The sequence below is a fragment of the Pseudomonas syringae group sp. J254-4 genome (assembly GCF_032586855.1).
Lineage (GTDB): Bacteria > Pseudomonadota > Gammaproteobacteria > Pseudomonadales > Pseudomonadaceae > Aquipseudomonas > Aquipseudomonas amygdali.
Genome location: NZ_JAWHOO010000030.1, coordinates 1 through 22,296 on the forward strand (window position 1 = coordinate 1; position 22,296 = coordinate 22,296).

The 22,296-nt window shown below is 58.8% G+C and carries 19 protein-coding genes; 10 read left to right on the forward strand and 9 right to left on the reverse strand.

Annotation, left to right across the window (positions count from 1 at the left end):
- The first annotated feature begins 474 nt into the window (after positions 1-474).
- From RYB09_RS24710 to RYB09_RS24720, 3 genes are all read left to right on the forward strand, one after another.
- Positions 475-1,692, forward strand: coding sequence for an aldose 1-epimerase family protein (locus RYB09_RS24710; RefSeq protein WP_058400980.1), 1,218 nt, complete (start codon positions 475-477; stop codon positions 1,690-1,692).
- A 159-nt stretch (positions 1,693-1,851) separates the two neighbouring features.
- Entirely contained in the window at positions 1,852-2,529 is a 678-nt protein-coding gene (locus tag RYB09_RS24715; protein ID WP_058409062.1) for a type 1 glutamine amidotransferase domain-containing protein, read from the forward strand.
- A gap of 118 nt (positions 2,530-2,647) precedes the next feature.
- Positions 2,648-2,797: a hypothetical protein gene (locus RYB09_RS24720; protein ID WP_058428163.1), complete on the forward strand. Its 150-nt coding sequence runs from the start codon at positions 2,648-2,650 to the stop codon at positions 2,795-2,797.
- 7 nt (positions 2,798-2,804) lie between these two features.
- Here RYB09_RS24720 and RYB09_RS24725 read toward each other — a convergent pair whose 3' ends face one another.
- The 3 genes from RYB09_RS24725 to RYB09_RS24735 all read right to left on the reverse strand — a co-directional run bounded on the left by RYB09_RS24725 (position 2,805) and on the right by RYB09_RS24735 (position 6,245).
- Positions 2,805-3,740 carry a LysR family transcriptional regulator gene (locus RYB09_RS24725; protein ID WP_316890634.1) on the reverse strand — a complete coding sequence of 312 codons (936 nt, stop codon included), beginning with the start codon at positions 3,738-3,740 and terminating at the stop codon, positions 2,805-2,807.
- Between the two features lie 68 nt (positions 3,741-3,808).
- The gene (locus RYB09_RS24730) at positions 3,809-5,035 is read right to left on the reverse strand and encodes a cyanate transporter (protein WP_058409064.1); all 1,227 of its coding nucleotides are present in this window, start codon (positions 5,033-5,035) and stop codon (positions 3,809-3,811) included.
- A 112-nt stretch (positions 5,036-5,147) separates the two neighbouring features.
- Positions 5,148-6,245 carry an MBL fold metallo-hydrolase gene (locus tag RYB09_RS24735; RefSeq protein WP_044323058.1) on the reverse strand — a complete coding sequence of 366 codons (1,098 nt, stop codon included), beginning with the start codon at positions 6,243-6,245 and terminating at the stop codon, positions 5,148-5,150.
- A 194-nt stretch (positions 6,246-6,439) separates the two neighbouring features.
- Here RYB09_RS24735 and RYB09_RS24740 point away from each other — a divergent pair, with 194 nt between their 5' ends.
- Complete coding sequence (locus tag RYB09_RS24740; RefSeq protein ID WP_005754529.1) at positions 6,440-7,054, forward strand: TetR/AcrR family transcriptional regulator; 615 nt, start codon at positions 6,440-6,442, stop codon at positions 7,052-7,054.
- 18 nt (positions 7,055-7,072) lie between these two features.
- On the opposite strand, the gene fahA is transcribed toward RYB09_RS24740, so the two are convergent.
- Together fahA and hmgA are read right to left on the reverse strand one after the other, a co-directional pair.
- Positions 7,073-8,368 (reverse strand): fumarylacetoacetase, encoded by a 1,296-nt coding sequence (gene fahA / locus RYB09_RS24745; protein ID WP_058400977.1) that lies wholly within the window; start codon positions 8,366-8,368, stop codon positions 7,073-7,075.
- Positions 8,365-9,672: a homogentisate 1,2-dioxygenase gene (gene hmgA / locus RYB09_RS24750; RefSeq protein WP_316890639.1), complete on the reverse strand. Its 1,308-nt coding sequence runs from the start codon at positions 9,670-9,672 to the stop codon at positions 8,365-8,367. The genes fahA and hmgA overlap by 4 nt, the downstream gene beginning before the upstream one ends.
- 138 nt (positions 9,673-9,810) lie before the next feature.
- Here hmgA and RYB09_RS24755 point away from each other — a divergent pair, with 138 nt between their 5' ends.
- Positions 9,811-10,602 (forward strand): IclR family transcriptional regulator, encoded by a 792-nt coding sequence (locus RYB09_RS24755; protein WP_058400975.1) that lies wholly within the window; start codon positions 9,811-9,813, stop codon positions 10,600-10,602.
- Position 10,603: 1 nt separating this feature from the next.
- On the opposite strand, the gene RYB09_RS24760 is transcribed toward RYB09_RS24755, so the two are convergent.
- On the reverse strand, positions 10,604-12,175 hold the full coding sequence (locus tag RYB09_RS24760; RefSeq protein ID WP_058400974.1) for a sensor domain-containing diguanylate cyclase: 1,572 nt from the start codon (positions 12,173-12,175) through the stop codon (positions 10,604-10,606).
- A 363-nt stretch (positions 12,176-12,538) separates the two neighbouring features.
- On the opposite strand from RYB09_RS24760, the gene RYB09_RS24765 reads away from it, so the two are divergent.
- A complete protein-coding gene (locus RYB09_RS24765; protein WP_122259437.1) occupies positions 12,539-14,737 on the forward strand; it encodes a putative bifunctional diguanylate cyclase/phosphodiesterase in 2,199 nt (732 codons plus the stop codon).
- Positions 14,738-14,793: 56 nt separating this feature from the next.
- On the opposite strand, the gene hppD is transcribed toward RYB09_RS24765, so the two are convergent.
- Positions 14,794-15,870, reverse strand: coding sequence for a 4-hydroxyphenylpyruvate dioxygenase (hppD, locus tag RYB09_RS24770; protein WP_122259438.1), 1,077 nt, complete (start codon positions 15,868-15,870; stop codon positions 14,794-14,796).
- Positions 15,871-16,014: 144 nt separating this feature from the next.
- A complete protein-coding gene (gene maiA, locus RYB09_RS24775) occupies positions 16,015-16,650 on the reverse strand; it encodes a maleylacetoacetate isomerase (protein ID WP_058400971.1) in 636 nt (211 codons plus the stop codon).
- A 159-nt stretch (positions 16,651-16,809) separates the two neighbouring features.
- Between maiA and glcD the strand changes: the two genes are divergently transcribed.
- Genes glcD through RYB09_RS24795 form a run of 4 tightly spaced genes read left to right on the forward strand, consistent with a single transcriptional unit; the run spans position 16,810 to position 21,045 of the window.
- Positions 16,810-18,309 carry a glycolate oxidase subunit GlcD gene (gene glcD / locus RYB09_RS24780; protein ID WP_058400970.1) on the forward strand — a complete coding sequence of 500 codons (1,500 nt, stop codon included), beginning with the start codon at positions 16,810-16,812 and terminating at the stop codon, positions 18,307-18,309.
- On the forward strand, positions 18,309-19,367 hold the full coding sequence (gene glcE / locus RYB09_RS24785; protein WP_058400969.1) for a glycolate oxidase subunit GlcE: 1,059 nt from the start codon (positions 18,309-18,311) through the stop codon (positions 19,365-19,367). Before glcD ends, glcE begins: the two co-directional genes overlap by 1 nt.
- 2 nt (positions 19,368-19,369) lie before the next feature.
- The gene (glcF, locus tag RYB09_RS24790; protein WP_058400968.1) at positions 19,370-20,602 is read left to right on the forward strand and encodes a glycolate oxidase subunit GlcF; all 1,233 of its coding nucleotides are present in this window, start codon (positions 19,370-19,372) and stop codon (positions 20,600-20,602) included.
- A gap of 35 nt (positions 20,603-20,637) precedes the next feature.
- Positions 20,638-21,045 (forward strand): heme-binding protein, encoded by a 408-nt coding sequence (locus RYB09_RS24795; protein WP_002554153.1) that lies wholly within the window; start codon positions 20,638-20,640, stop codon positions 21,043-21,045.
- A gap of 77 nt (positions 21,046-21,122) precedes the next feature.
- Here the strand turns inward: RYB09_RS24795 and RYB09_RS24800 are convergent, their stop codons facing one another.
- Entirely contained in the window at positions 21,123-22,094 is a 972-nt protein-coding gene (locus RYB09_RS24800; protein WP_058400967.1) for a WD40 repeat domain-containing protein, read from the reverse strand.
- Positions 22,095-22,296: the final 202 nt, after the last annotated feature.

The window sequence follows — 22,296 nt, forward strand, 5'->3', positions numbered from 1 at the left end:
CTACTTTGATGGGGCCAAAGTAGGCAAACCCCCTCGCTCCTGTTTCCGGCCCGACTTCGTCGGGTTCCTTCGCCCTGGCAGGACGCCAGGCTACCCCCGGATCAGCGCCAGGACTCAGCCGTCACTAACGTCGCACACTGCGTCGTCAGTGCCATCGCGGTAAAAAAGCAATGCGCTGAGAGCGGCTGCTGTTTGACCATCGTTCCAACGCTCCGCGTAGGAATGCAGTTCGTGACGCTCTGCGTCACATGCCGGTTCTGTGGTGTAAGGTGAATTGGGGCTCGACTCAGGTCACCTTTTCGTCCCTCGGCGAGTTACTTCGATAACGTCGCACTCTGCGTCTTCAGTGCCATGTTGATTGAAAAGCACTTTGTCTGGAATCGGCCCATTGCTGAATCGATTAACTAGGCGTTAAATAGCTGCTCAAACGATAGGCAGCACCATAATTCCAATAATTACAGAAGGACCACCACCATGAAATCCCTTCCCCTGCTCGTAGGCCTCGGCGCCCTCACAGCCGCTTCCAGTGTGTTTGCCTGGGACTACGTGCTGCTCGACACCGACAAGGCTGCGCAGAATCAGCAGATCACCAGTCAGCAACTGGGCGTCAAGACCGACAAGCCGTTCACTGTCACGATGCGAACCCTGCACGGCGGTCGTCAGGAAGGCGTGAGCATCATCGATATCGACAACGGCACAATGAAGCTTTCTGTGGTGCCTACCCGCGGTATGAACGTGCTGCAGGCATCGGTGGGTGATGTACGCATGGGTTGGGATTCACCGGTCAAGGATGTGGTCAATCCGGCCTTCATCGAACTCAATGGCCGCGGCGGGTTGGGCTGGCTGGAGGGTTTCAACGAACTGGTGACCCGTTGCGGCTACGAGTGGGTGGGTCACCCGGGCATGGACAATGGCGAACTGCTGACCCTGCACGGCCGCGCTGCCAACATTCCGGCCAGCAAAGTGACGCTGCAGATCGACGAAAAGCCGCCTTACGCGATCCGCCTCAAGGGTGAGCTGAAGGAGCAGGCGTTCAAGAAGGTCGACTTTTCGGTGCAGACCGAACTGGTCACCGAGCCAGGCAGCACGAGCTTTTCGCTCAACGATACGCTGACCAACAATGGCGATTATCCGAAGGAATACCAGGCGCTGTACCACAGCAACTTCAGCACACCGTTCCTTGAGCAAGGGGCGCGCTTCGAAGCGCCGGTCAAGCAGGTTTCACCGTTCAACGAGAAGGCCAAGGGTGATCTGGGCGACTGGCAGACCTACCGTGCACCGACGCCGGATTATGACGAAACGGTCTACAACGTCGTGCCTTATGGCGATGCCAAGGGCGATACGCTGACCGTGCTGCACAACAAGGCAGGCAGCCTGGGTGTGTCGGTCGGTTTCAATACCAGGCAATTGCCGGTGTTTTCACTGTGGAAAAACACTGACACCAAAGGCCAGGGTTACGTGACCGGACTGGAACCGGGCACCAGCTTCTCCTACAACCGCCGCTTCCAGCGTCCGCTGAATCTGGTACCGACCATTGCGCCCAAAGAGCAACGTCAGTTCCAGATCAGCTACAGCCTGCTGGCTGACAAGGGCGCGGTCGACAAGGCGCTTGGCCAGGTCAAGAGCATTCAGGACGGTCGCGAGACTGAGGTGCGCAAAGAGCCGCTGGTGGACCTCAGCAAAGAGCAATGAACTGCAGGGCAATGATCAGCGGCTGAAGCAAGGCCGGGCTTTGACGTACCCACAACGTTGAAGTCCGGCCTTGAAACGTTATGGTCGTAAAATATTCTGACAACCCTTCAGGCTTTTGTGTGTCTACACACTCTCAACCCTTCAATGAAGAGCACGAATATGAAAATCCTGATGGTTTTGACATCCCATGACCAACTGGGCGACACCGGCAAGAAAACCGGCTTCTGGCTCGAAGAGTTCGCAGCGCCCTACTATGTGTTCAAGGATGCTGGTGCCGAGGTCACGTTGGTATCGCCTGCTGGCGGTCAGCCGCCGCTAGACCCGAAAAGCGACGAGCCTGATGCACAAACCCCGGAAACCGAGCGTTTCGCCAAAGATGCCGATGCCCAGAAAGTGCTGGCCAATACTGGCCTTCTGTCGGGCATAAACGCTGCGGATTTCGATGCAGTGTTCTACCCTGGCGGCCACGGTCCGCTGTGGGATCTGGCCGAAGACAAGCACTCGATCGCCCTGATAGAAGCATTCGCCAAGGCAGACAAGCCTCATGGTCTGGTGTGTCATGCGCCGGGCGTGCTGCGCCGCGTAAAAGCGTCGGACGGTCAGCCGCTGGTCAAGGGCCGCCGCGTCACCGGCTTCACCAATGGCGAAGAAGAGGCCGTTGGCCTGACCAATGTCGTGCCTTTCCTGGTTGAAGACACGCTCAAGGAACTGGGCGGTGACTACTCCAAGGGCGATGACTGGAGCGTCTACGTACTGACCGACGGCAAGCTGGTCACCGGACAAAACCCGGCCAGCTCCGCACAGGCTGCCAAAGACGTATTGACCCTGCTGAGCTGACACGTTTTTGCGGTTCGGGGCCGAAAAAGACTGCTCCGGACCGCGTGTCATATAAATCGAATCTTGCAGAACCTTCAGTGACCAACCAACAGATAGCCCAATAATCTGGAGTACGGTCATGGCAGATGAATCCAAACGCGAAGACCTCGATCACAAACCGGAAAACGCCGGTAAAGTGGGCGAGAAGAACAAACAGCTCAATCAACAGGGCGAGCAACCGCGGCCTGGTACTTCGCCAGACCCGCAGAAAGACAAGTCTGGCAACTGACCACGCGTCAGAGCAGACCGCGCTCGGCGCAGACCTTCACGACTTGCTCACGCAGCCAGCCACTGGCCTCGTCCTGATCGGCCTGAGCGCTCCACAGCATGTCCAGACTGAAACCAGGCAGATCCGGCGGCAGCTCGAACATGGCAATCCATGGCTCATTGCCCAGCAGGGTCTGAATGCGCCTTGGCAGCACCAGAATGAAATCTGTGCCCTCGAGCAATTGCAACGCCGCGCGGTAACTGTTCGCGCGCGCGACAATGTTGCGCTCCAGCCCCTGCCGTTGCAGCCAGCCATCGACCATGTTGGTGTCGGACGTCCATGGCGTCGGGTACACATGGCGATGCCCGATGAAGGTCTGAATGTCGATCAGGGCGCTGAGCGGCGCGAACCGGGCGTCCATGACGCAGACCAGATCATCTTCAAGCAACACTTGTGAAACCAAGCTGTCCGGGACTCGGTGAAAGCCCGGTCCGAAGCACAGGGCGAGGTCAAAACGACCGTCGTTCAATTGCTCGGCGGGCAACTGCTTCTCAAGCTTCTGCACATTGACCGTTACCGAAAAACCAGCGGCGACAAAGTCGCGCATCAAGTGCGGCAATACCAGCAGCTCGAAATACTCGGGGGCACATACCGTGAAGGTGGTTTGCATGCGGGTCGGATCAAACAGGCCCAGGCCGTCGTGACACAAGTTGACCGACTCGAGAATCTGCTGCACATGGGTGTGCATGGCCAATGCCTTGCGGGTCGGACGCATGCCATTGCGGGTGCAGATAAACAGATCGTCTTCGAAGTTGGCGCGCAGCTTTTTCAGGCAGTAGCTGACCGTTGACTGACTGACATGCAACGCATCTGCGACCAGGGTCAGGTTGCGCTGTTCATAAACCGAGACAAAGACCATCAGGTCCTGCATGTCCAGCTTTCTCAGGGCATTACTGTTGAGCATTGAGGCATCTCGCTGGCACTGCGACCGGACGATCAGGTCCACGCGAACAAGATAGCATCAAAATGCAATCATGCCGCCCCCTCGCCAATAATGACCGGTTTGACGCCGGCGCTGCGCAGGTGCTCAGCATAGCGTCGGGGATCGAGCCGCACCACCATCAACAGCATGATCGCGACCAACGCTATCAGTGACCACCATGCGCCTGCAAAGCTGCCCGTCAGGTCGCGGATTATTCCGGCAAACAGCGGCGACAGGCTGGCAATCAGGTAACCCACGCCCTGCACGAATGCGGTCAGGCCGCCTGCCTGCCGAGGATCATCGGCATGGTCCATCGACACAATCAGGCTCATCGGAAACAAACCGCCGATACCCAAGCCCAGCAAGCAGGTCCACAGCAGGCCCAGCCGCTGCGGCAGCAGAATCAGCCCGGTAAAACCGATCATCATCAACACCAGCAGCACCGCCAGCGCCACGCGTTTATCGCGACTGCGGTTGGCCAGCGCCGGAACCAGCAGACCCGATACGACCTCCATCAGGGTCAAAAAGCCCAGCAACAGCCCGGCATCCTGCTCGCTCCAGCCGTTCTCCAGATAATACGGCGCAAGCCAGGCCAGCACGCAGGTATAGGACGCAGTACCGAGGCCAAAGAAAACTCCCAGCATCCAGGCCCGAGGCATGTGGGAAAAAGCCTGCCGGGGCCCGGCAGCGCCTGAAGCGTCGACCTGCAACACGCGCCGCTGGGCGAACCAGAAGCACACTGCCAACAGCGCCAGAAGCGACCACACCGCCAGACCGACACGCCAGCTGCCGCTGCTGCTCATCACCAATGGGCTGAATGATGCGGCCAGAGCCGCTCCGCCCATGATCGCAGTCACATACAGGCCCATGCACAATGAGACGTTGACCTTGAAACGCGATTTGATCAATGCGGGCATCAGCGCCTGAATCAAGGCAATGCCGAGACCCGCCAGCACAGCGCTGAAAATCAGTTCGGCAGCAGAATCGAGAACCAGACGCGCCAGGGTTGCCAGGCCGATAAGCACCAGTGAAAGCAGGATGCTGCGATGCGTCCCCAGGTAACGCGCAATGCCGATGCCGAAAAACATCGCCAGCCCCATGGCCATGATCGGCAGCATGGTCAGTAACGACGCCATCCCGAAGCCCAGCGGCACCTCAAGACGAATCGCCGCAAGCAACGGACCGACCGCAGCCATCGATGGGCGCAGGTTTAGCGCCACCAGTACGATACTGACCATCAACCCCATATTCCGAACCGCCGAGCTACGCACCTGCATACCGTCACCATCACTTTTGATGGTCAGGATTAGGCCGGGCGCGTGCTCATATGACAAATCAAAATCTGGGTGCTGCTATTTAAAAATCAGTTCAGCAATGGCGCGGGCAGTTTCAGGCATTCTGCCGAGGGCATTTGCAGTTCGTTACGCGGCCGTGCTGCTCGGGCTCGGGTTCAGGCTCGGCAACTTCATCGACGCCCAGCCACCATGTCAAACCGCGACACGGGTATTGCACATAAAACGGCTGGCCCATCATCGGCGTGGTGATCGAGACATTCTGCTCCCAGGCCAGCGCCAGGATACGATCGAACGGTTCGTGCCAGGCGTGCATCGACAGGTCGAAGGTGCCGTTGTGAATCGGCAGCAACCAGCGACCACGCAGGTCCAGATGTGCCTGCAGCGTCTGCTCGGGTTGCATGTGCACATGCGGCCATTCGACGTTATAGGCCCCGGTTTCCATCAACGTCAGATCAAACGGCCCGTATTGCTCGCCGATGGTCTTGAAGCCATCAAAGTAGCCGCTGTCGCCACTGAAAAAGATCCGCTGATCGCCGTCGATCATCACCCAGGACGCCCACAGGGTGCGGTTGCTGTCGAGCAGCGTACGCCCGGAAAAATGCTGCGACGGCGTAGCGACAAACTCGATGCCCGCCACTTCGGTGGACTGCCACCAGTCCAGTTGGCGGACCTTGTGCGCGGGTACGCCCCATTCAATCAGCGTATCGCCCACACCAAGCGGTGCCAGAAAATGCTCGGTCTTGTCGGTCAGCGCCTTGATCGCCATACGATCCAGATGGTCGTAGTGGTTGTGCGAAAGGATCACCGCCTTGATCGGCGGCAACTCTTCGAGGCTGATCGGCGGCTGGTGAAAGCGCTGCGGCCCTGCCCACTGCACCGGCGACGCGCGCTCGGCAAACACGGGGTCGGTCAACCAGAACTGATCGCGCAATTTGAGCAGGACCGTCGAATGCCCGAGGCGGTACACCGTGTTGTTCGGCGCTGCCAGCAACTGCTGACGCGACAGCGGCTGTACCGGAATTTCGCCTGCGGGGCGCGTATCCTTGGGCTTATTGAATGCCTGATCCCAGAAAATGCGGAGTGTTCGCAGCAGACTCGCCGGTTTCATCGTCGCGTGGTTCCGATATCGCCCCTCATGACGGGACAGGACAGGCAGTGAAGAAGCATCCTTTTTCTGATGTGTCGAGGCCATGGTTTGCTGACTCCTGGGGACAGGTTGAGGCTCCAGCCGTGCATACTTTGTACGTGATCCCGTTGCAGGATGCGCGATGAAAAATATGTAACAGTGTTTTACACTACACGGTGTAGTTTTAAGCTTGCATGATCCTTGGCGACAAGTAAACTGCTGAGTGTAACTTTCTCTAAACGTCCGTTTGAAGCGAACCTATGACCGCACCCATGCGCCTCACCGATCAGAAACGCGAATCCATCGTCCAGGCAGCTATTGCCGAATTTGGCGATCGTGGTTTCGAGGTCACCAGCATGGACCGCATCGCTGCTCGGGCCGAGGTGTCCAAACGCACGGTCTACAACCATTTCCCCAGCAAGGAAGAACTGTTCGCCGAGATGCTGCAGCGTCTGTGGAACTGTGCTCCGCCACAATCGGAAGTGATTTATCACCCCAATGTCAGTCTGCGCGAGCAACTTCGAGACCTGCTGTGGGGCAAGATGCGCAACCTCACCAACAGTAATTTTCTCGACCTGGCGCGTGTCGTGGTGGGCGCGACCATTCACTCACCCGAGCGCGCTCAAGTGTGGATGGCCCGTATCAATGAGCGCGAAGAAACCTTCAGCGCGTGGATCCGGGCAGCCCAGAAAGGCGGTCGTCTGAAGCCGGTCGACCCCGGTTTTGCGGCGACGCAGATGCACGCGCTGCTCAAGTCGTTCGCATTCTGGCCACAGGTGACCTTCAATGCCGCACTGCTCAACCCTCAGGAGCAGAGTGATGTGGTCGAGTCGGCGCTGAACATGTTTCTGGGCTGGTACGAAGTGACTCCCTGACGCTTCTGATTCATTTTTTCAGTCGAGCACGACGCCCCGGCATTCGCCAAAGCCAATCGACACCTGCCCTTCCCGATGACAACGGGCACGCAGGATCACTTCGTCGCCGGCTTCCAGGAATATGCGCTTTTCACCGTTGGGCAACGCCACTGACTGCTTGCCGCCTGCGGTCATCTCCAGCAGGCTGCCGTGCTGACCTGCCTGAGGGCCGGAAAGCGTACCGGTGCCGAGCAGGTCGCCCGGTTGCAGCTTGCAGCCGTTGACGCTGTGGTGCGCGACCATCTGCGCCACGGTCCAGTACATGTTCAGCGAATTGCTCAGACCCAGCCGGTAAGGCTTCAACCCCTCGGCCTTCATCTGCGCGGTGAGCAGCAGCACTTCCAGTTCGATGTCCAGCGCGCCACCCTGCTGATCATTCTGATCAAGCAGGTACGGCAGCGGCTGAGGATCACCCTCCGGACGCGCTGGCTGAGCGCTGCGAAAGGGTATCAACGCTTCGGCGGTTACCACCCAGGGCGAGATCGTCGTGGCAAAACTCTTGGACAGAAACGGACCCAGCGGCTGGTATTCCCACGCTTGAATGTCACGCGCCGACCAGTCGTTGAGCAGGCAGAACCCGGCGATGTGCTCCGCGGCCCGGTCAATCGCGATGGCATCGCCCTGCGCATTCCCCGGCCCGATCCACACACCCAGCTCCAGTTCGTAATCCAGGCGTTTGCAGGGACCGAAAACCGGAACGTCCTGACCCGGCGCAAGGGTCTGCCCATTGGGCCGCCGGACCGGCGTACCGGATGTGCAGAGGGTCGATGCCCGGCCGTGGTAGCCAATCGGCACATATTTGTAGTTGGGCAGCAGCGGGTTGTCCGGACGGAACAGCTTGCCGACGTTCAGCGCATGATGAATACCGACGTAGAAGTCAGAATAATCACCTACTCGCGCCGGCATGTGCAGGCTGCACTCGCTCATCGGCAGCAGCAAACCTGCAACCGCCTGCACACTGTCACGTTGCGGGTTGTCCGCATCCAGCAGTTGCAACAATGCGCTGCGCAATGCCTGACGGGCTGGCGCGCCCAGCGCAAAAAAATCGTTGAGCTGATCGCGGCTGGCCACTTCGGCAGCCTCGGCGGCCTGCCCGTGAAAAAAACCCGCGGCTGTCGCTGCGCGCAGATCGACAATCAGATCGCCAATCGCCACGCCACCACGCGGGCCGGTAGTGCCATGGCTGAACACACCCAGCGGCAGGTTCTGCAACGGAAAATCAGCGTGTTCGTTGGCCGATGCCACCCAGCTACGACGATTGAGAGAGCCAGTCATCGGCGCGGTTCCTTGTTGAATGTCCTGGTCATGTCGTTCCAGCAGGCATCGTAATCGGCTTGCAGTTGCGGGCAGCCAAGGGCGTGGCGGCTGGGGCGCAATACCTTGCCGGTCTCGAACATGAAGGCCATGGTGTTTTCGATTTTGTGCGGTTTCAGCTCGGCAGTAATGGCCTTTTCTGCCGTGACATTATCCGGACCGTGCGCGCTCATGCAGTTGTGCAGCGAGGCGCCCCCGGGCATGAAGCCTTCAGCCTTGGCGTCGTAGGCGCCATCGATCAGGCCCATGAATTCGTTCATCAGGTTGCGGTGGAACCATGGCGGGCGAAAGGTGTTTTCCGCCACCATCCAGCGCGGCGGGAAGATCACGAAATCGATATTGGCCTGGCCGTGGGTTGCCCCTGGTGAAGTCAGCACAGTGAAAATCGACGGGTCCGGGTGATCGTAACTGACCGTGCCGATGGTGTTGAAACGCCGCAGATCATACTTGTACGCAACGTTGTTGCCGTGCCAGCCCACCACATCAAAGGGTGAATGCTCCAGGTGTGTCGACCACAGTTCACCGAGGAACTTCTGCACCAGCTCCATCGGTTGCTGATTGTCCTCAAACCAGGCCACCGGCGTCAGAAAATCACGCGGGTTGGCCAGCCCGTTGCTGCCGATCGGGCCAAGCTCCGGAAGGCGCAAGGCGCACCCGTGGTTCTCGCAGATATAACCACGGGCGCTGCTGTCGAGCAGTTGCACACGAAATTTCATGCCTCGCGGCAGTATGGCGATTTCCAGCGGTTCGATGTCCAGCAGACCTAATTCGGTGATGATTCTGAGTCGCCCCTGTTGCGGCACAATCAACCATTCGCCATCGGCGCTGAAAAACGCACGCTGCATCGAAGTGTTGGCTGCGTATACGTAAACGCTCACACCGTCTGCCTGATCCGCCGCCGAGGTACTGGCCAAGGGGATCAGGCCGTCAATGAAATCGACAGGCTCGGCGGGGATATCGAAGGCGTTCCAGCGCAGCCGGTTGGGGTTGATCGGGCCCTGCTCCTGACCGGCGATCTGCCGACCCATGCGTTGGTAACGCGGATGGGCCGCCGAAGGTTTGATGCGATACAACCAGGTACGCCGGGCTTCGCTGCGCGCGACCGTGAAGGCAGTACCCGAGAACTGCTCGGCATACAGCCCCAGCGGGTGTTTCTGCGGAGAGTTCTGGCCAATCGGCAATGCTCCGGGCAGTGCCTCGCTGCTGAACTGGTTGCCAAAACCCGACTGATAAGCCAATGCGTCGGAACGGGAGTGAATAGCCATCTGGACCTCTTGTTGTTATGGGGTCGGGCAGAGACGGGTGAAACATCATTTAACGTAAAACGATTACGCATAACGTAATTTGAGTTTGCCAGCCGGTCAAGCTATAAAGCTGCCTTTCCCGATCGGCGCACAGCACCCATGACCCAGGACATCGAAAGCCCGACAGGCGGACGTCAGCAAAAGGTTCAGGCCGCCGAAGTTGGGCTGGGCGTGCTCAAGGCGCTGGCCGAACTGTCGCCCTCCACTTCCCTGTCGAAACTCGCCGAGCATCTGGGCATGCCTGCCAGCAAGGTTCATCGTTATCTACAGGCGCTGATTGCCAGTGGCTTTGCCGAACAGGATGCTGTCAACAATCACTACGAGCTGGGGCGCGAAGCGTTGCAGGTCGGGCTGGCCTCACTCGGCAAGCTGGATGTGCTGAAAGTATCGGCACCTTGGCTGGCCAGCCTGCGTGATGAATTGAACCAGACCTGCTTCCTGGCGGTATGGGGCAACAAAGGGCCGACCGTGGTGTATGTCGAAGCGTCGATGGGCGCAGTGACGCTGGTGACGCAGATCGGCTCGGTGCTGCCGTTGCTCGGCTCGTCTACCGGCCTGGTGTTCGACAGCTTTCTGAACGAGCGAGAAACCGCTGCGCTTCGCGAGCAGGAAATGCCTTTGCTGAGTGCCGACCAGTTGCGCGACGTCAAGCTGCATATCGAGCAGATCCGTACGACGGGCGTCCACCAGATTCAGGGCTTGCTGATGCCGGGCATAAACGCAGCCTCTTCGCCGCTGTTCGCCATGGGCAACAAGCTGGTAGGCGTGATCACCGTGGTTGGGCCGGGATCGGTGTTGAACGACGAGACGCAGAATCTGGCGGCCAGGCGGCTTTTGCAAACGGCGCAGGCCATCAGCGAGCGTATGGGCGGTAGCCGTCCGTCAGACTGACTCAGGAAGAGGCGGTTGATACCCTGGCAAAATGGCTCGCTCCATGCCAGCCGTGAATCAGCCGACCTTCGACGCGGTTACGCCCTTTGGTTTTGGCCAGGTAAAGCAACCGATCCACTTCCGCCAACGCGGCGGTATGTCCATCCTTCTCTGCTGCGTTGATCGACACCACGCCCGAGCTTATGGTCAGTTTGCCCAGCGGGCTGGCCGAGTGCTCTATACGAGTGGTTTCAACGGATGATCTGATTTTTTCCGCGATCTTCAGCGCCCCTGCCAGGTCGGTTTCAGGCAGCAGAATGACAAACTCTTCGCCGCCGTAACGTGCCGCGATATCCCCAGCCCGGTCAAGACTGTTGCCTATGAGCCCAGCCACTTGCTTCAGGCAGTCGTCTCCCTGCAGATGACCGTAGGTGTCGTTGTATTGTTTGAACCAGTCAATATCCAGCAGAATGATCGCGATAGTTGCAGTATTCCGGCTCGCCCGCCCCCACTCCTGCTGCAAGGCCGCATCGAAGCAGCGTCGATTGGCCAGGTGCGTGAGGCTGTCCGTGTGAGCGATGATCTCCAGCTCGTTCCTGGCGATGTTCAGTTCACCTTCCGCATTGATCAACTGCTGGATTTGCCGGTACAGCAGGACGCCAAGCAAAACCAGCGCAAGGATAATAATGCCGGTGATGGTCATGGACCGGTGTGCATAGGCCCACCAGGGCGCGAACACATGCTGACAGGAGACGCCTGCAGCGGCGACGATCGGCAACCCGGACACCCGCCGATAGGCGTAGATCCTTTCCACCCCGTCCACCACGGAGTTGATCACCGCGGTGCCGCTGTCGCTGTAGGGCAGATAGCGAGTGAAGATATCGCCCTTGGCGACATTGGTGGTCATCAGTGCGGTTAATGTGGGGCGTCGCGCCAGCAGGTCACCATTGCTCAGAGCGAGAAAGATTACCCCCTTGTCGTCTACATCCATGCGCTGGAAAAACGCCTGGAAATAAGCCACCGGTACGGTGGCCAGTGCAACGCCAGCAAAACTGCCATCCGCAGCATTGATACGCCGACTGACCGGGATGACCATATCCCCGGTATTACGGCTTTCTACGATAGACCCTACATGAATGGACGGGTCAGGGTTATCGCGATGGTAAATGAAGTAATCGCGGTCTTGGTTGTTTCTGGTGTGCACGCCATTGGCAAAGGAATTGGCGACCCAGTTGCCCTGAGCATCGTAGATGAACAGCCCCTGAAGCCCTTTGACGTTTATCAGGTCTTGAGCCATCAGCCTGGTCAAGCGGCTTTGCTGCTGGCCTGCGACCCCGTCCTGTTCCACACGCTCGACAAGGTCACGCAGCGTATTGTCAGCCTGTTGCAGGGTGTCCTGAGCCTGCTGCTCAGCGGCCAGCACGATATTGGACACCGCAATCCTGGCGGTGGCCGCGCGCTCGAGCTTCGACTGGTTCATCTGCCAGACGGTAGCCAGGGTCAGCGATAGACAGACCAGGGCAATGAAGCCGATCAACGCTTTGCTGAGCGCCGAAGGTGTAAGCCTCGTCGAAATAAAGGAAAGCCGTTTCATAGGGTTGTCATCAAATTGGCAGTGAAACCCGCCATGCAGTTTCCATACCTTAGCGCCACTAACCCGAACACGTTGTTACACCGAGGTCACGCGGGGCTTAGTTGAATGAATGCCCCGCAGGCTAGTTGCTCAAGAAGTCATTACAGGTATTCGGCTTTTTGACGATACAGCTTCTGAGCTGTCCGAAAACAGCTGCCGATACGCTACTGTGAGAGGTGCTCCAATGCCAATGTATCGAACGTTGCTTTTCCGGCGTGGCTCAAGCGCATGCTGGCACGGTGATGTCACCGCAACCGGCACAGCGGCCTTGCACATCGGTCGCTTCGTGTTTCAGCTGCGATCAGCTTATCGCGATAGCCTCAAATGAACACTTACCCGGTCGGCGATGACGACGAAGAACGTATTCGGATTTTGAATGCTTTTTCGTTGATGGATACCCCACCTGAGCACGAATACGATCAGATCGTGCAAATGGCATCGCGGATTTTCGATGTGCCCATTGTGCTGATTTCGCTGGTTCATCGCGATCGGCAATTCTTCAAGGCGCGTATCGGCCTCGATGTCTGCGAAACGGGCCGTGACGTCTCATTCTGTAATTTTGCGCTCATGGGCCGTAACGTTTTTCTGGTGCCTGATGCATTGCAGGATGAGAGATTCAGCTCAAACGCCTTGGTAGTAGGCGCTCCCTATATTCGCTTTTATGCCGGGGCGCCGCTGATAACCGCCAGCGGTCATGTGCTGGGCAGCCTGTGCCTGATCGACAATAAACCTCGGGAGACTTTCTCGCAGCGAGATCAATTGGTTCTTCAGGATCTGGCGGTCATAGTCATCGAAAGAATGGAGTTGCGTCGGCTCGCGCTCGAGAATGAAGACAGCCACGCCCGCTTCATGAATATCACCTCGACTTCACCCGACGCGATTATCTGCTCGGACAGCAAAAACCGGATCATCTCATGGAACAACTCGGCCGAGCTCATTTTCGGGCATCGATCCGAGGACGCCATGGGAAAGCCTCTCGATATCATTATTCCGCCCGAAATGCGCTCCAGACATCATGCAGGTCTGTCGAGGGTGTCTGCAGGCGGCCCGGCCTCCATTATCGGAAAATCCATCAACCTGACGGCCATCCATCGCGACGGTCATACAATCCCCATCGAGCTCTCGCTCTCACAATGGACGTATGCCGGCGAGCCACAATTCGGAGCGATCATTCGTGACGTCACCCAGCGTGTCGAGGCGGACAAATTACTCAAGCATGCGGCTGAATACGATCATCTGACCGGGCTTGCCAATCGATCGACACTCAAAAGGCGGATCAAGGAGGCGTGCGATGCGCAGCTGCCAGCAGCTATCCTGCTGATCGATCTGGACGGTTTCAAAGACGTCAACGACACGCTGGGCCACGCTGCGGGTGATTTTGTGCTCCAGGTGACCTCTCTTCGTCTTCGCGAAAACGTCCCGGCCAGCCATATGGTCGCGCGTCTGGGCGGCGATGAGTTTGTCGTGTTCCTGTCAGACACGGCAGACCCTGACAACGCGACCAGGCTGGGCCTGGCGCTCATCGCGGTCATCGAGGAACCGATTGAGTTTGAAGACAATTCAATCTACATCGGCGCCAGCATCGGCGTCTCCGTAAGGTCCGGCTGCGACTACGACGAGGAGCAAATGCTCGGCAATGCGGATCTGGCGCTCTACCAGGCCAAGTCTGACGGACGTTCCCTTGTTCGCACCTTCACCTCCGAGCATCGACAGACCGCGTCAAGAAGAGGCGCGCTCAGCTCATCAATGCGTCAGGCGTGGGCCAACAAAGAGTTCGAGCTGTACTATCAGCCTCAGGTACGCCTTGCGGACGGTCGTATTACCGGAGCCGAAGCCCTTATTCGCTGGAACCATCCGACACTGGGTGTGGTGTCCCCGGCGGTTTTTCTACCTGCACTGGAAGCGGGTCTTCTCGCGGTACCAGTGGGCGAATGGATCCTGCGCTCAGCCTGTGAGCAGGCAGCGCAATGGCAAAACACCGGCTGTGACGAATTTCGCATCGGCGTCAATCTGTTCGCCGCTCAGTTTCGCATGCGTGACTTTGCGGAAATGGTTGAAAGTGCGCTTGAAGACTTTTCCTTGCCGGCACACTCACTCGAGCTGGAGATCACGGAAAACATCATCCTGCGAAACGAACAACGCATTATGGAACCGTTGCGCCACCTTCGCTCATTGGGTGTGGGCATTGCATTCGACGATTTCGGTACCGGCTATGCGTCCCTGAGCCTGCTGAAAGACTATCCGGTGACACGGCTGAAAATCGACCGCTCATTCGTAAGTGGCGTTGAGCGCAGCAAAAAAGACGAAGTTATCATCGAGGCCGTTATCAGGCTGGCGAACGGCTTCAATCTCCAGGTCACGGCAGAAGGCATAGAGACCCGCGAGCAGGAAAGTCTGATGTGTCATTATGTGTGCGACGAGGGTCAGGGCTATCTGTATGGTCGTCCCATGCCGGCGCATGAATTTACCGAGCGTTATATCTCGTCTCACAATCGGCAGGCTGACGTGCTCAAGCACAAATGACTCAGAACGAGCCTGAGCAGGCTCGTCTGATCGCGCAAGGCGGATGCTTCTTATGCTCAGTCCGGCGTCAGTACACCGCGCTGGATCTGGTCTCGTTCGATGGACTCGAACAGCGCCTTGAAGTTGCCTTCGCCAAACCCGTCATCACCCTTGCGCTGGATGAATTCGAAGAACACCGGGCCCATCAGGGTTGCGGAGAATATCTGCAGCAGCAATCGGCGCTCGCCGCCTTCTGAAGAACCATCGAGAAGGATGCCGCGCGATTTGAGTTCAGTTTCCGGCTCACCGTGATCGGGCAGTCTTCCCTGAAGCATTTCGTAGTAAGTATCCGGCGGCGCCGTCATGAAACGCATGCCGGTTTCCTTCAGCGCGTCCCAGGTCTTGATCAGGTCATCGGTAAAGAACGCCACATGCTGAATGCCTTCGCCGTTGAACTGCATCAGGAACTCTTCGATCTGCCCGGCGCCCTTGGACGACTCTTCGTTCAGGGGAATGCGGATCATGCCATCCGGGGCGGTCATGGCCTTGGAGGTCAGGCCGGTGTATTCGCCCTTGATGTCGAAATAGCGCAGCTCGCGGAAGTTGAACAGCTTTTCATAGAACCCGGCCCAGTACGCCATGCGACCGCGATACACGTTGTGGGTCAGGTGATCGATGAATTTAAGGCCGGCACCGACCGGGTGGCGGTCGACGCCGTCGATGAAGTTGAAGTCGATGTCGTAAATCGAGGTGCCTTCACCGAAACGGTCGATCAGGTACAGCGGCGCGCCACCGATGCCCTTGATGGCGGGCAAGCGCAATTCCATGGGGCCGGTGGCGATTTCCAGCGGTTGTGCACCCAGTTCGAGTGCCCGGTTATAAGCCTTCTGCGCATCTTTCACGCGGAACGCCATGCCGCATACCGAAGGGCCATGTTCGGCGGCAAAGTATGAGGCCAGGCTATGCGGTTCATTGTTGAGGATCAGGTTGATCGCGCCCTGACGATACAGGGTCACGTCCTTGGAACGATGGGTCGCGACTTTGGTGAAACCCATCATCTGAAACACAGGCTCCAGGCTGTTGGGAGTCGGTGACGCGAATTCGATGAATTCAAAGCCCATCAGGCCCATGGGGTTTTCGTAGAGATCAGCCATGACTGGCTCCTTGCAGGAAAAGTGAGAGTGGTTAAACCAGCGCAATCACTGTCCTGCGGGCGGCGCACACGGGATCCCTCGCACGCTGCGCGCGAGAAAATCACCGAATATCAGTTGCAGACCAAGAATCTTCATGAGGGCAGCCTACTCCGGCTTGTCCGATTGTGCATCAGGGTGTGCCTGTTGAAAGGCCGGATGTTGCATGGCCAGACGCTCGACCCGCTGGATACGCGGGTATGCACTCAGTTCGACGTTGTAGCGATGGGCTGCATACAGCTGTGGTAACAGGTAAATGTCCGCAAGGCCGGGGCTCGTACCAAAACAGAAACCGTCCTTTTCGATCAACTGCTCGACGGCCTGCAAACCTTCGCCGATCCAGTGCTCGATCCAGCTCAGAATAGCGGGTTCGTCGTGACCCAGACCGCGTAACCGGTTGAGCACCGAAACGTTGTGCAAGGGGTGAATGTCACAGCCGACCAGCGCCGCAACGGCCCGCTGGCGCGCACGCAGAACAGCATCCTGCGCCAGTAACGCAGGCTGCGGGTAGCACTCTTCCAGGTATTCAATGATCGCCAGTGACTGGGTGATGACCACGCCATCGTCCAGCCTCAATGCAGGCACCCTGCCCTGCGGGTTGACCGCCTTGTAGCCGGGTGTGCGCTGCTCGCCGCCATCAAGCAGCAGGTTGACCGGGATCGCAGCGTAATCCAGCCCTTTTAGGGCCAGCGCAATACGCACACGGTAACTTGAGGTCGAGCGGTAGTAAGTGAATAGGTCCACGGAAGTCGCCTGCCTGACGCACGGGTGCTGTGTTTATTATTTTCGTAACCACATTACGTAATGCGTAAATTGCGCGATCCGCCTGACGCTGTCAACTCAAGCCTTGTGCTGAATGAGCTAGGATGCATTAACCCGATAAAAACAACGCTGGGTGCCTGCATGAATATTCTTTATGACGAACGCATCGACGGCATGCTGCCCGCGGTCGACAAGCAGCAATTGCTGCATGAGCTACGACGCCAACTGCCCGACCTGGACATCCTGCACCGCGCCGAAGAGCTGCGCCCCTACGAGTGCGACGGGTTATCGGCCTATCGCACCACGCCGATGCTGGTGGCGTTGCCACGGCATGTCGAAGAAGTGCAGACGCTGCTCAAACTGTGCCATGCGCGTCGCGTGCCGGTGGTCGCTCGCGGCGCGGGCACCGGGTTGTCGGGGGGCGCACTGCCGCTGGAAAAAGGCGTGCTGCTGGTGATGGCGCGCTTCAATCAGATCCTCGCTATCGACCCGGCTGCTCGTCTGGCACGAGTCCAGCCCGGCGTACGCAACCTGGCCATTTCCCAGGCAGCAGCACCCCACGGTCTGTATTACGCACCCGACCCGTCTTCGCAAATCGCCTGTTCCATCGGCGGTAACGTGGCAGAAAATGCGGGCGGCGTGCATTGCCTCAAATACGGACTGACCGTGCACAACCTGCTCAAGGTCGAGATACTGACCGTCGAAGGCGAGCCCATGACGCTGGGCAGCGACACGCTGGACTCACCGGGCTTCGACTTGCTGGCACTGTTTACCGGCTCCGAAGGCATGCTCGGTGTCATTACCGAAGTCACGGTCAAGCTGTTGCCCAGACCGCAGGTGGCCAAAGTGCTGCTGGCGGCGTTCGATTCCGTGGAAAAAGCAGGCAGAGCGGTGGGCGATATCATTGCCGCTGGCATCATCCCCGGCGGGCTGGAGATGATGGATAATCTGGCGATTCGCGCCGCCGAGGATTTCATTCATGCAGGCTATCCGGTTGATGCAGAAGCCATCCTGCTTTGCGAGCTGGACGGGGTCGAAGCCGATGTACATGCTGATTGCGAACGGGTTCGCGAGGTATTGACACTGGCTGGTGCGACCGAAGTGCGTCAGGCGAAAGACGAGGCCGAACGGGTGCGCTTCTGGGCCGGTCGCAAGAACGCCTTCCCCGCCGTGGGCCGTCTGTCACCGGATTACTACTGCATGGACGGCACTATCCCGCGACGCGAGTTGCCAGGGGTATTGCGCAGCATCAAGGAGTTGTCAGCGCAGTACGGCCTGCGCGTGGCAAATGTGTTTCATGCTGGCGATGGCAACATGCACCCGTTGATCCTGTTCGATGCCAATCAACCGGGTGAACTGGAGCGCGCAGAGGCGCTGGGTGGCAAGATCCTCGAGCTGTGCGTCGAGGTCGGCGGCAGCATCACCGGCGAGCATGGTGTCGGTCGCGAGAAGATCAACCAGATGTGCGCGCAGTTCAACAGTGACGAACTGACTTTTTTTCATGCCATCAAGGCCGCATTCGATGCCAGCGGCCTGCTCAACCCCGGCAAGAATATCCCGACCCTGCATCGCTGCGCGGAATTCGGTGCCATGCATATTCATGCCGGGCAATTGCCGTTTCCCGAACTGGAGCGCTTCTGATGAGCGAGATGGACAAAGACGTCAGCCAGGCTCTGCTCGAGCGGGTCGATCAAGCGCTGCGGGACAGCACGCCGTTACGTATTCAGGGTGGCAACAGCAAGGCCTTTCTTGGCCGTGAGGCAGCAGGCGAGGTGCTCGATACCCGCGAACACCGTGGCATCGTCAGTTATGACCCGACAGAACTGGTGATCACCGCCCGTGCCGGTACGCCACTGAGCGAGCTGATGCAGGTGCTGGACGCCGCAGGCCAGACGTTGCCCTGCGAGCCGCCCGATTTTGGCTGCGCAACGCTCGGCGGCATGGTCGCAGCGGGACTGTCGGGCCCGCGCCGCCCCTGGAGCGGGTCGGTGCGTGATTTCGTACTGGGCACCCGGGTCATCACCGGCCTTGGCAAGCATTTGCGCTTCGGCGGCGAAGTCATGAAGAACGTTGCAGGCTATGACGTTTCACGCCTGATGGCGGGCAGTTTCGGCTGCCTTGGGGTGCTGACCGAGGTGTCGCTCAAGGTACTGCCCAAACCGCGTCTGTGCAGCAGCATCGCGCTGCAGATGGACAGCTCGCAAGCCCTGGCCCGCCTCGCCGAATGGGGTCAGCAACCGATGCCCATCAGCGCAGCCTGCCACGACGGTCAAGTACTGCGCCTGCGTCTTGAAGGCGGCGAAGGCTCGGTGGCAGCAGCTCATGAGCGGCTCGGTGGCGAAGTGTTCGATGGCGCGTACTGGCAGCAGTTGAATGAGCAGCGTCTGCCCTTTTTTCTGGACCCGCGACCCTTATGGCGGCTCTGCGTACCTGCCGAAAGCGCTGTGCTGGACCTGCCAGGCGAACAACTGCTCGACTGGGGCGGCGCACAACGCTGGCTGAAATCCGACGCAGACGGCGAAACCATTAGAGCGATCACCACGGCGGCTGGCGGGCATGCGACCTGCTACGGCCAGGGCGTTGTCGACAGCCCGTTCCAGCCGCTGGCCACACCTGTACTGCGTTACCACCAGGCCCTCAAGGGCCGGCTCGACCCGCAGGGCATTTTCAACCCCGGCCGACTGTACGCGGAGTTTTAAGCATGCAGACCACATTGAGTGAACACGCCAGAACCCTGCCCCGCGCCGAAGAGGCCGAACGCATCCTGCGCAGTTGCGTGCATTGCGGTTTCTGCAACGCTACCTGCCCGACCTATCAACTGTTGGGTGATGAGCTGGACGGCCCGCGCGGCAGAATCTACCTGATCAAACAGGTGCTCGAAGGCCAGCAAGTCACCGAAAAAACCCGCTTGCACCTGGACCGCTGCCTGAGCTGCCGCAACTGCGAGACCACCTGCCCGTCCGGCGTGGATTATCACAACCTGCTGGACATCGGCCGTGCAGCGGTTGAGGCCCTGGTGCCCCGCCCGCTTGGCCAGCGGTTGCTGCGCGAAGGCCTGCGCCAGGTAATTCCCAATGCCGGATTGTTCCGTTTGCTGACCGGAATGGGCATGAAGTTCAGGCCCTTGTTGCCGCAGACACTGGCAATCAAACTGCCTGCAACAGTCCATCCTGCCGGGCTTCGGCCGTCCACTCGTCATGCACGTCAGGCGCTGCTGCTTGAAGGTTGCGTGCAGCCAGGTCTGTCACCTAATACCAACGCTGCCACGGCACGGGTGCTTGATCGTCTGGGCATCGGTATTACTGCAGTCGGCAACGCCGGATGCTGCGGCGCCGTGGATTACCATCTGAATGCACAGGAGGCAGGTCTGGACCGGGCGCGGCGCAACATCGACGCCTGGTGGCCCGCGCTCGAAGGCGGTGCCGAAGCCCTCATCCAGACGGCCAGCGGTTGCGGTGCATTCGTCAAGGACTACGGTCATTTGCTGCGCCACGACCCCGCCTATGCAGACAAGGCCAAGCGCATCAGTGCGTGCACAAAGGATCTGGTCGAAGTGCTGCGTGACGAGCCGCTGGAAACCCTCGGCATCAAGGTCGACACGCGACTGGCGTTCCACTGCCCATGTACCTTGCAGCACGCACAGAAACTCGGTGGTGAAGTGGAACGCGTGCTGACTCGTCTAGGCTTCAACCTGACCCAAGTGCCGGACGGCCATTTATGCTGCGGCTCGGCCGGCACCTATTCAATCACTCAGCCAGCCCTGGCCCGTCAATTGCGCGACAACCGTATGAGCGCGCTGGAAAGCGGCAAGCCTCAGGTCATCGCCACCGCCAATATCGGTTGTCAGACTCACTTGGCCAGCGCCAACCGCACTGCGGTACGGCACTGGATCGAGCTGATTGACGAAGCGCTTGGCACTCCAGAATCTCGCTGAACTCCTATCCAATAACCACTGCTCCGGAGCAACCCATGAAAATCAAAGCCGTCCTTACCCAGACCGAAGTGAGCCTGATGCTCGGTGCCGCACGCGACGAGGCCCAGGCCAATGGCTGGGCTGTGGCCATCGCTGTCGTTGATGACGGCGGCCATCTGCTGGCGTTCGAGCGACTGGACGACGCGTCGCCGATCAGCAGCTATATCTCGATCGAAAAAGCCCGTACCTCGGCACTCGGCAAACGTGAGTCCAAAGGTTACGAAGAAATGGTCAATGGCGGGCGTACGGCATTTCTCAGCGCCCCGCTGCTGACCTCGCTGGAAGGCGGCGTGCCGGTCATCGTTGACGGCCAGGTGATTGGCGCGGTGGGTGTCTCCGGCGTCAAGGCCGAGCAGGATGCGCAAGTGGCCAAGGCCGGCATCGCGGCGCTGAATGCCGACTGACAGTGCAGGCCCCCGATGACAAAGACAACCGGCCACTGCGCCTGCGTCATCGGCCGTGGCAGGTTTGACGGGAGCAACTACAGCCTGTAGATCGAAATCCAGCTCATGTCCGGGTGGGAGGAGTAGATATAGGTACCGGTCCTGTTGAGTACCGCGCCGCCCACCGAAGGAAAGTAGGCGATACAGGTGGCGATTCCCTTCACAGTGTCGATCCGGTAGACGTCGTAATTGCAGGTGTAGATCGCATATACATAGCGCTCATCCGGCGTGACGCCTATGACTTTTACCGGATAGCCCTGGGTACCTATCTTCTCCCGATAAAACATTTTGTTGGTGGCGGCATCGATAATGTAGACCTCGTCGATTCCGCCCACATACAGCCAGGCGCCATCGGAACTGAAGGCCATCGACCGCGGATCGGAAAAGCCGGGAATATCATGCTGCAGGTAATCCACCTTGCTGATCGCAAGGACATCGGTGGGTGCCGTCCGGTCGACCAGCATCGTCGCGTAAAACCGGTCATTCAGGGGGCTGATCCCGAGGGCCAGCGACGCATTGGTCAGGGCACCCAGATCAAACTCGTTTTCGACCGTGTAGTTCTCGGTCTCGATCAGGCGGATAAGCCCGCCAAGCGCATTCTGAAAGGACAGGCAGATAAACCGGCCATCCGGGCTGCACAGGATGCGGTTGACGTTGGCAGCCGGAAGTATCCTGATGACCTCGCGCAAGCGCGTGTCCACCACGTAGCACCTCTTCTGACCAATGGTGTAAAGCCGTTTCCCATCGGGGCTCAGGGTAATCGCACCCGCGCCTGCCCGCTTGATACTGCCAACCACGCTTGCACTGGCGATGTCGACCACGCTGACTTCGCGGCCACTCTCATGAGCGACATACAGCGTAGTTTCATCGGGACTGATAACGATCTCAGCGGGTACAAAGCCCAGCGGGATGATGCCGGTCAACCAGGCGATGTCCAGAGGGACTTCTGAACCGACCGGGTCTGCAATGTGAGTCAGAGCTCTAACGTTTTGAGATGCTTTTTTTTGCATTTCTCTCACCCTTCAATAGGTCTTGTAAGACCGCCAGGACGGGGAATAGATAAGAAGATATATCCCCGTCATCCAACGATGCGGCCAAGACACTTATGCCGCTCCGATCCAAAAACGTAGGGTCATTGAATACTCAACACGAGGGGATGGGTACTGTCAGAAATAACAGTCCGGACGCGCCGAAACCGTTCGAATGAGGGTA

Excerpts from the sequence above, each read along its gene's own strand:
- RYB09_RS24720 (WP_058428163.1), top strand. The coding sequence starts at position 2,648 with ATGGCAGATGAATCCAAACGCGAAGACCTCGATCACAAACCGGAAAAC.
- RYB09_RS24795 (WP_002554153.1), top strand. The coding sequence starts at position 20,638 with ATGAAAATCAAAGCCGTCCTTACCCAGACCGAAGTGAGCCTGATGCTC.
- RYB09_RS24760 (WP_058400974.1), bottom strand. The coding sequence starts at position 12,175 with ATGAAACGGCTTTCCTTTATTTCGACGAGGCTTACACCTTCGGCGCTC.
- RYB09_RS24715 (WP_058409062.1), top strand. The coding sequence starts at position 1,852 with ATGAAAATCCTGATGGTTTTGACATCCCATGACCAACTGGGCGACACC.
- RYB09_RS24735 (WP_044323058.1), bottom strand. The coding sequence starts at position 6,245 with ATGGCCTCGACACATCAGAAAAAGGATGCTTCTTCACTGCCTGTCCTG.
- hmgA (WP_316890639.1), bottom strand. The coding sequence starts at position 9,672 with ATGGCTATTCACTCCCGTTCCGACGCATTGGCTTATCAGTCGGGTTTT.
- glcD (WP_058400970.1), top strand. The coding sequence starts at position 16,810 with ATGAATATTCTTTATGACGAACGCATCGACGGCATGCTGCCCGCGGTC.
- RYB09_RS24765 (WP_122259437.1), top strand. The coding sequence starts at position 12,539 with ATGAACACTTACCCGGTCGGCGATGACGACGAAGAACGTATTCGGATT.
- RYB09_RS24725 (WP_316890634.1), bottom strand. The coding sequence starts at position 3,740 with ATGCTCAACAGTAATGCCCTGAGAAAGCTGGACATGCAGGACCTGATG.
- RYB09_RS24755 (WP_058400975.1), top strand. The coding sequence starts at position 9,811 with ATGACCCAGGACATCGAAAGCCCGACAGGCGGACGTCAGCAAAAGGTT.
- RYB09_RS24800 (WP_058400967.1), bottom strand. The coding sequence starts at position 22,094 with ATGCAAAAAAAAGCATCTCAAAACGTTAGAGCTCTGACTCACATTGCA.
- RYB09_RS24730 (WP_058409064.1), bottom strand. The coding sequence starts at position 5,035 with ATGCAGGTGCGTAGCTCGGCGGTTCGGAATATGGGGTTGATGGTCAGT.
- RYB09_RS24710 (WP_058400980.1), top strand. The coding sequence starts at position 475 with ATGAAATCCCTTCCCCTGCTCGTAGGCCTCGGCGCCCTCACAGCCGCT.
- glcF (WP_058400968.1), top strand. The coding sequence starts at position 19,370 with ATGCAGACCACATTGAGTGAACACGCCAGAACCCTGCCCCGCGCCGAA.
- fahA (WP_058400977.1), bottom strand. The coding sequence starts at position 8,368 with ATGACTGGCTCTCTCAATCGTCGTAGCTGGGTGGCATCGGCCAACGAA.
- RYB09_RS24740 (WP_005754529.1), top strand. The coding sequence starts at position 6,440 with ATGACCGCACCCATGCGCCTCACCGATCAGAAACGCGAATCCATCGTC.
- glcE (WP_058400969.1), top strand. The coding sequence starts at position 18,309 with ATGAGCGAGATGGACAAAGACGTCAGCCAGGCTCTGCTCGAGCGGGTC.
- hppD (WP_122259438.1), bottom strand. The coding sequence starts at position 15,870 with ATGGCTGATCTCTACGAAAACCCCATGGGCCTGATGGGCTTTGAATTC.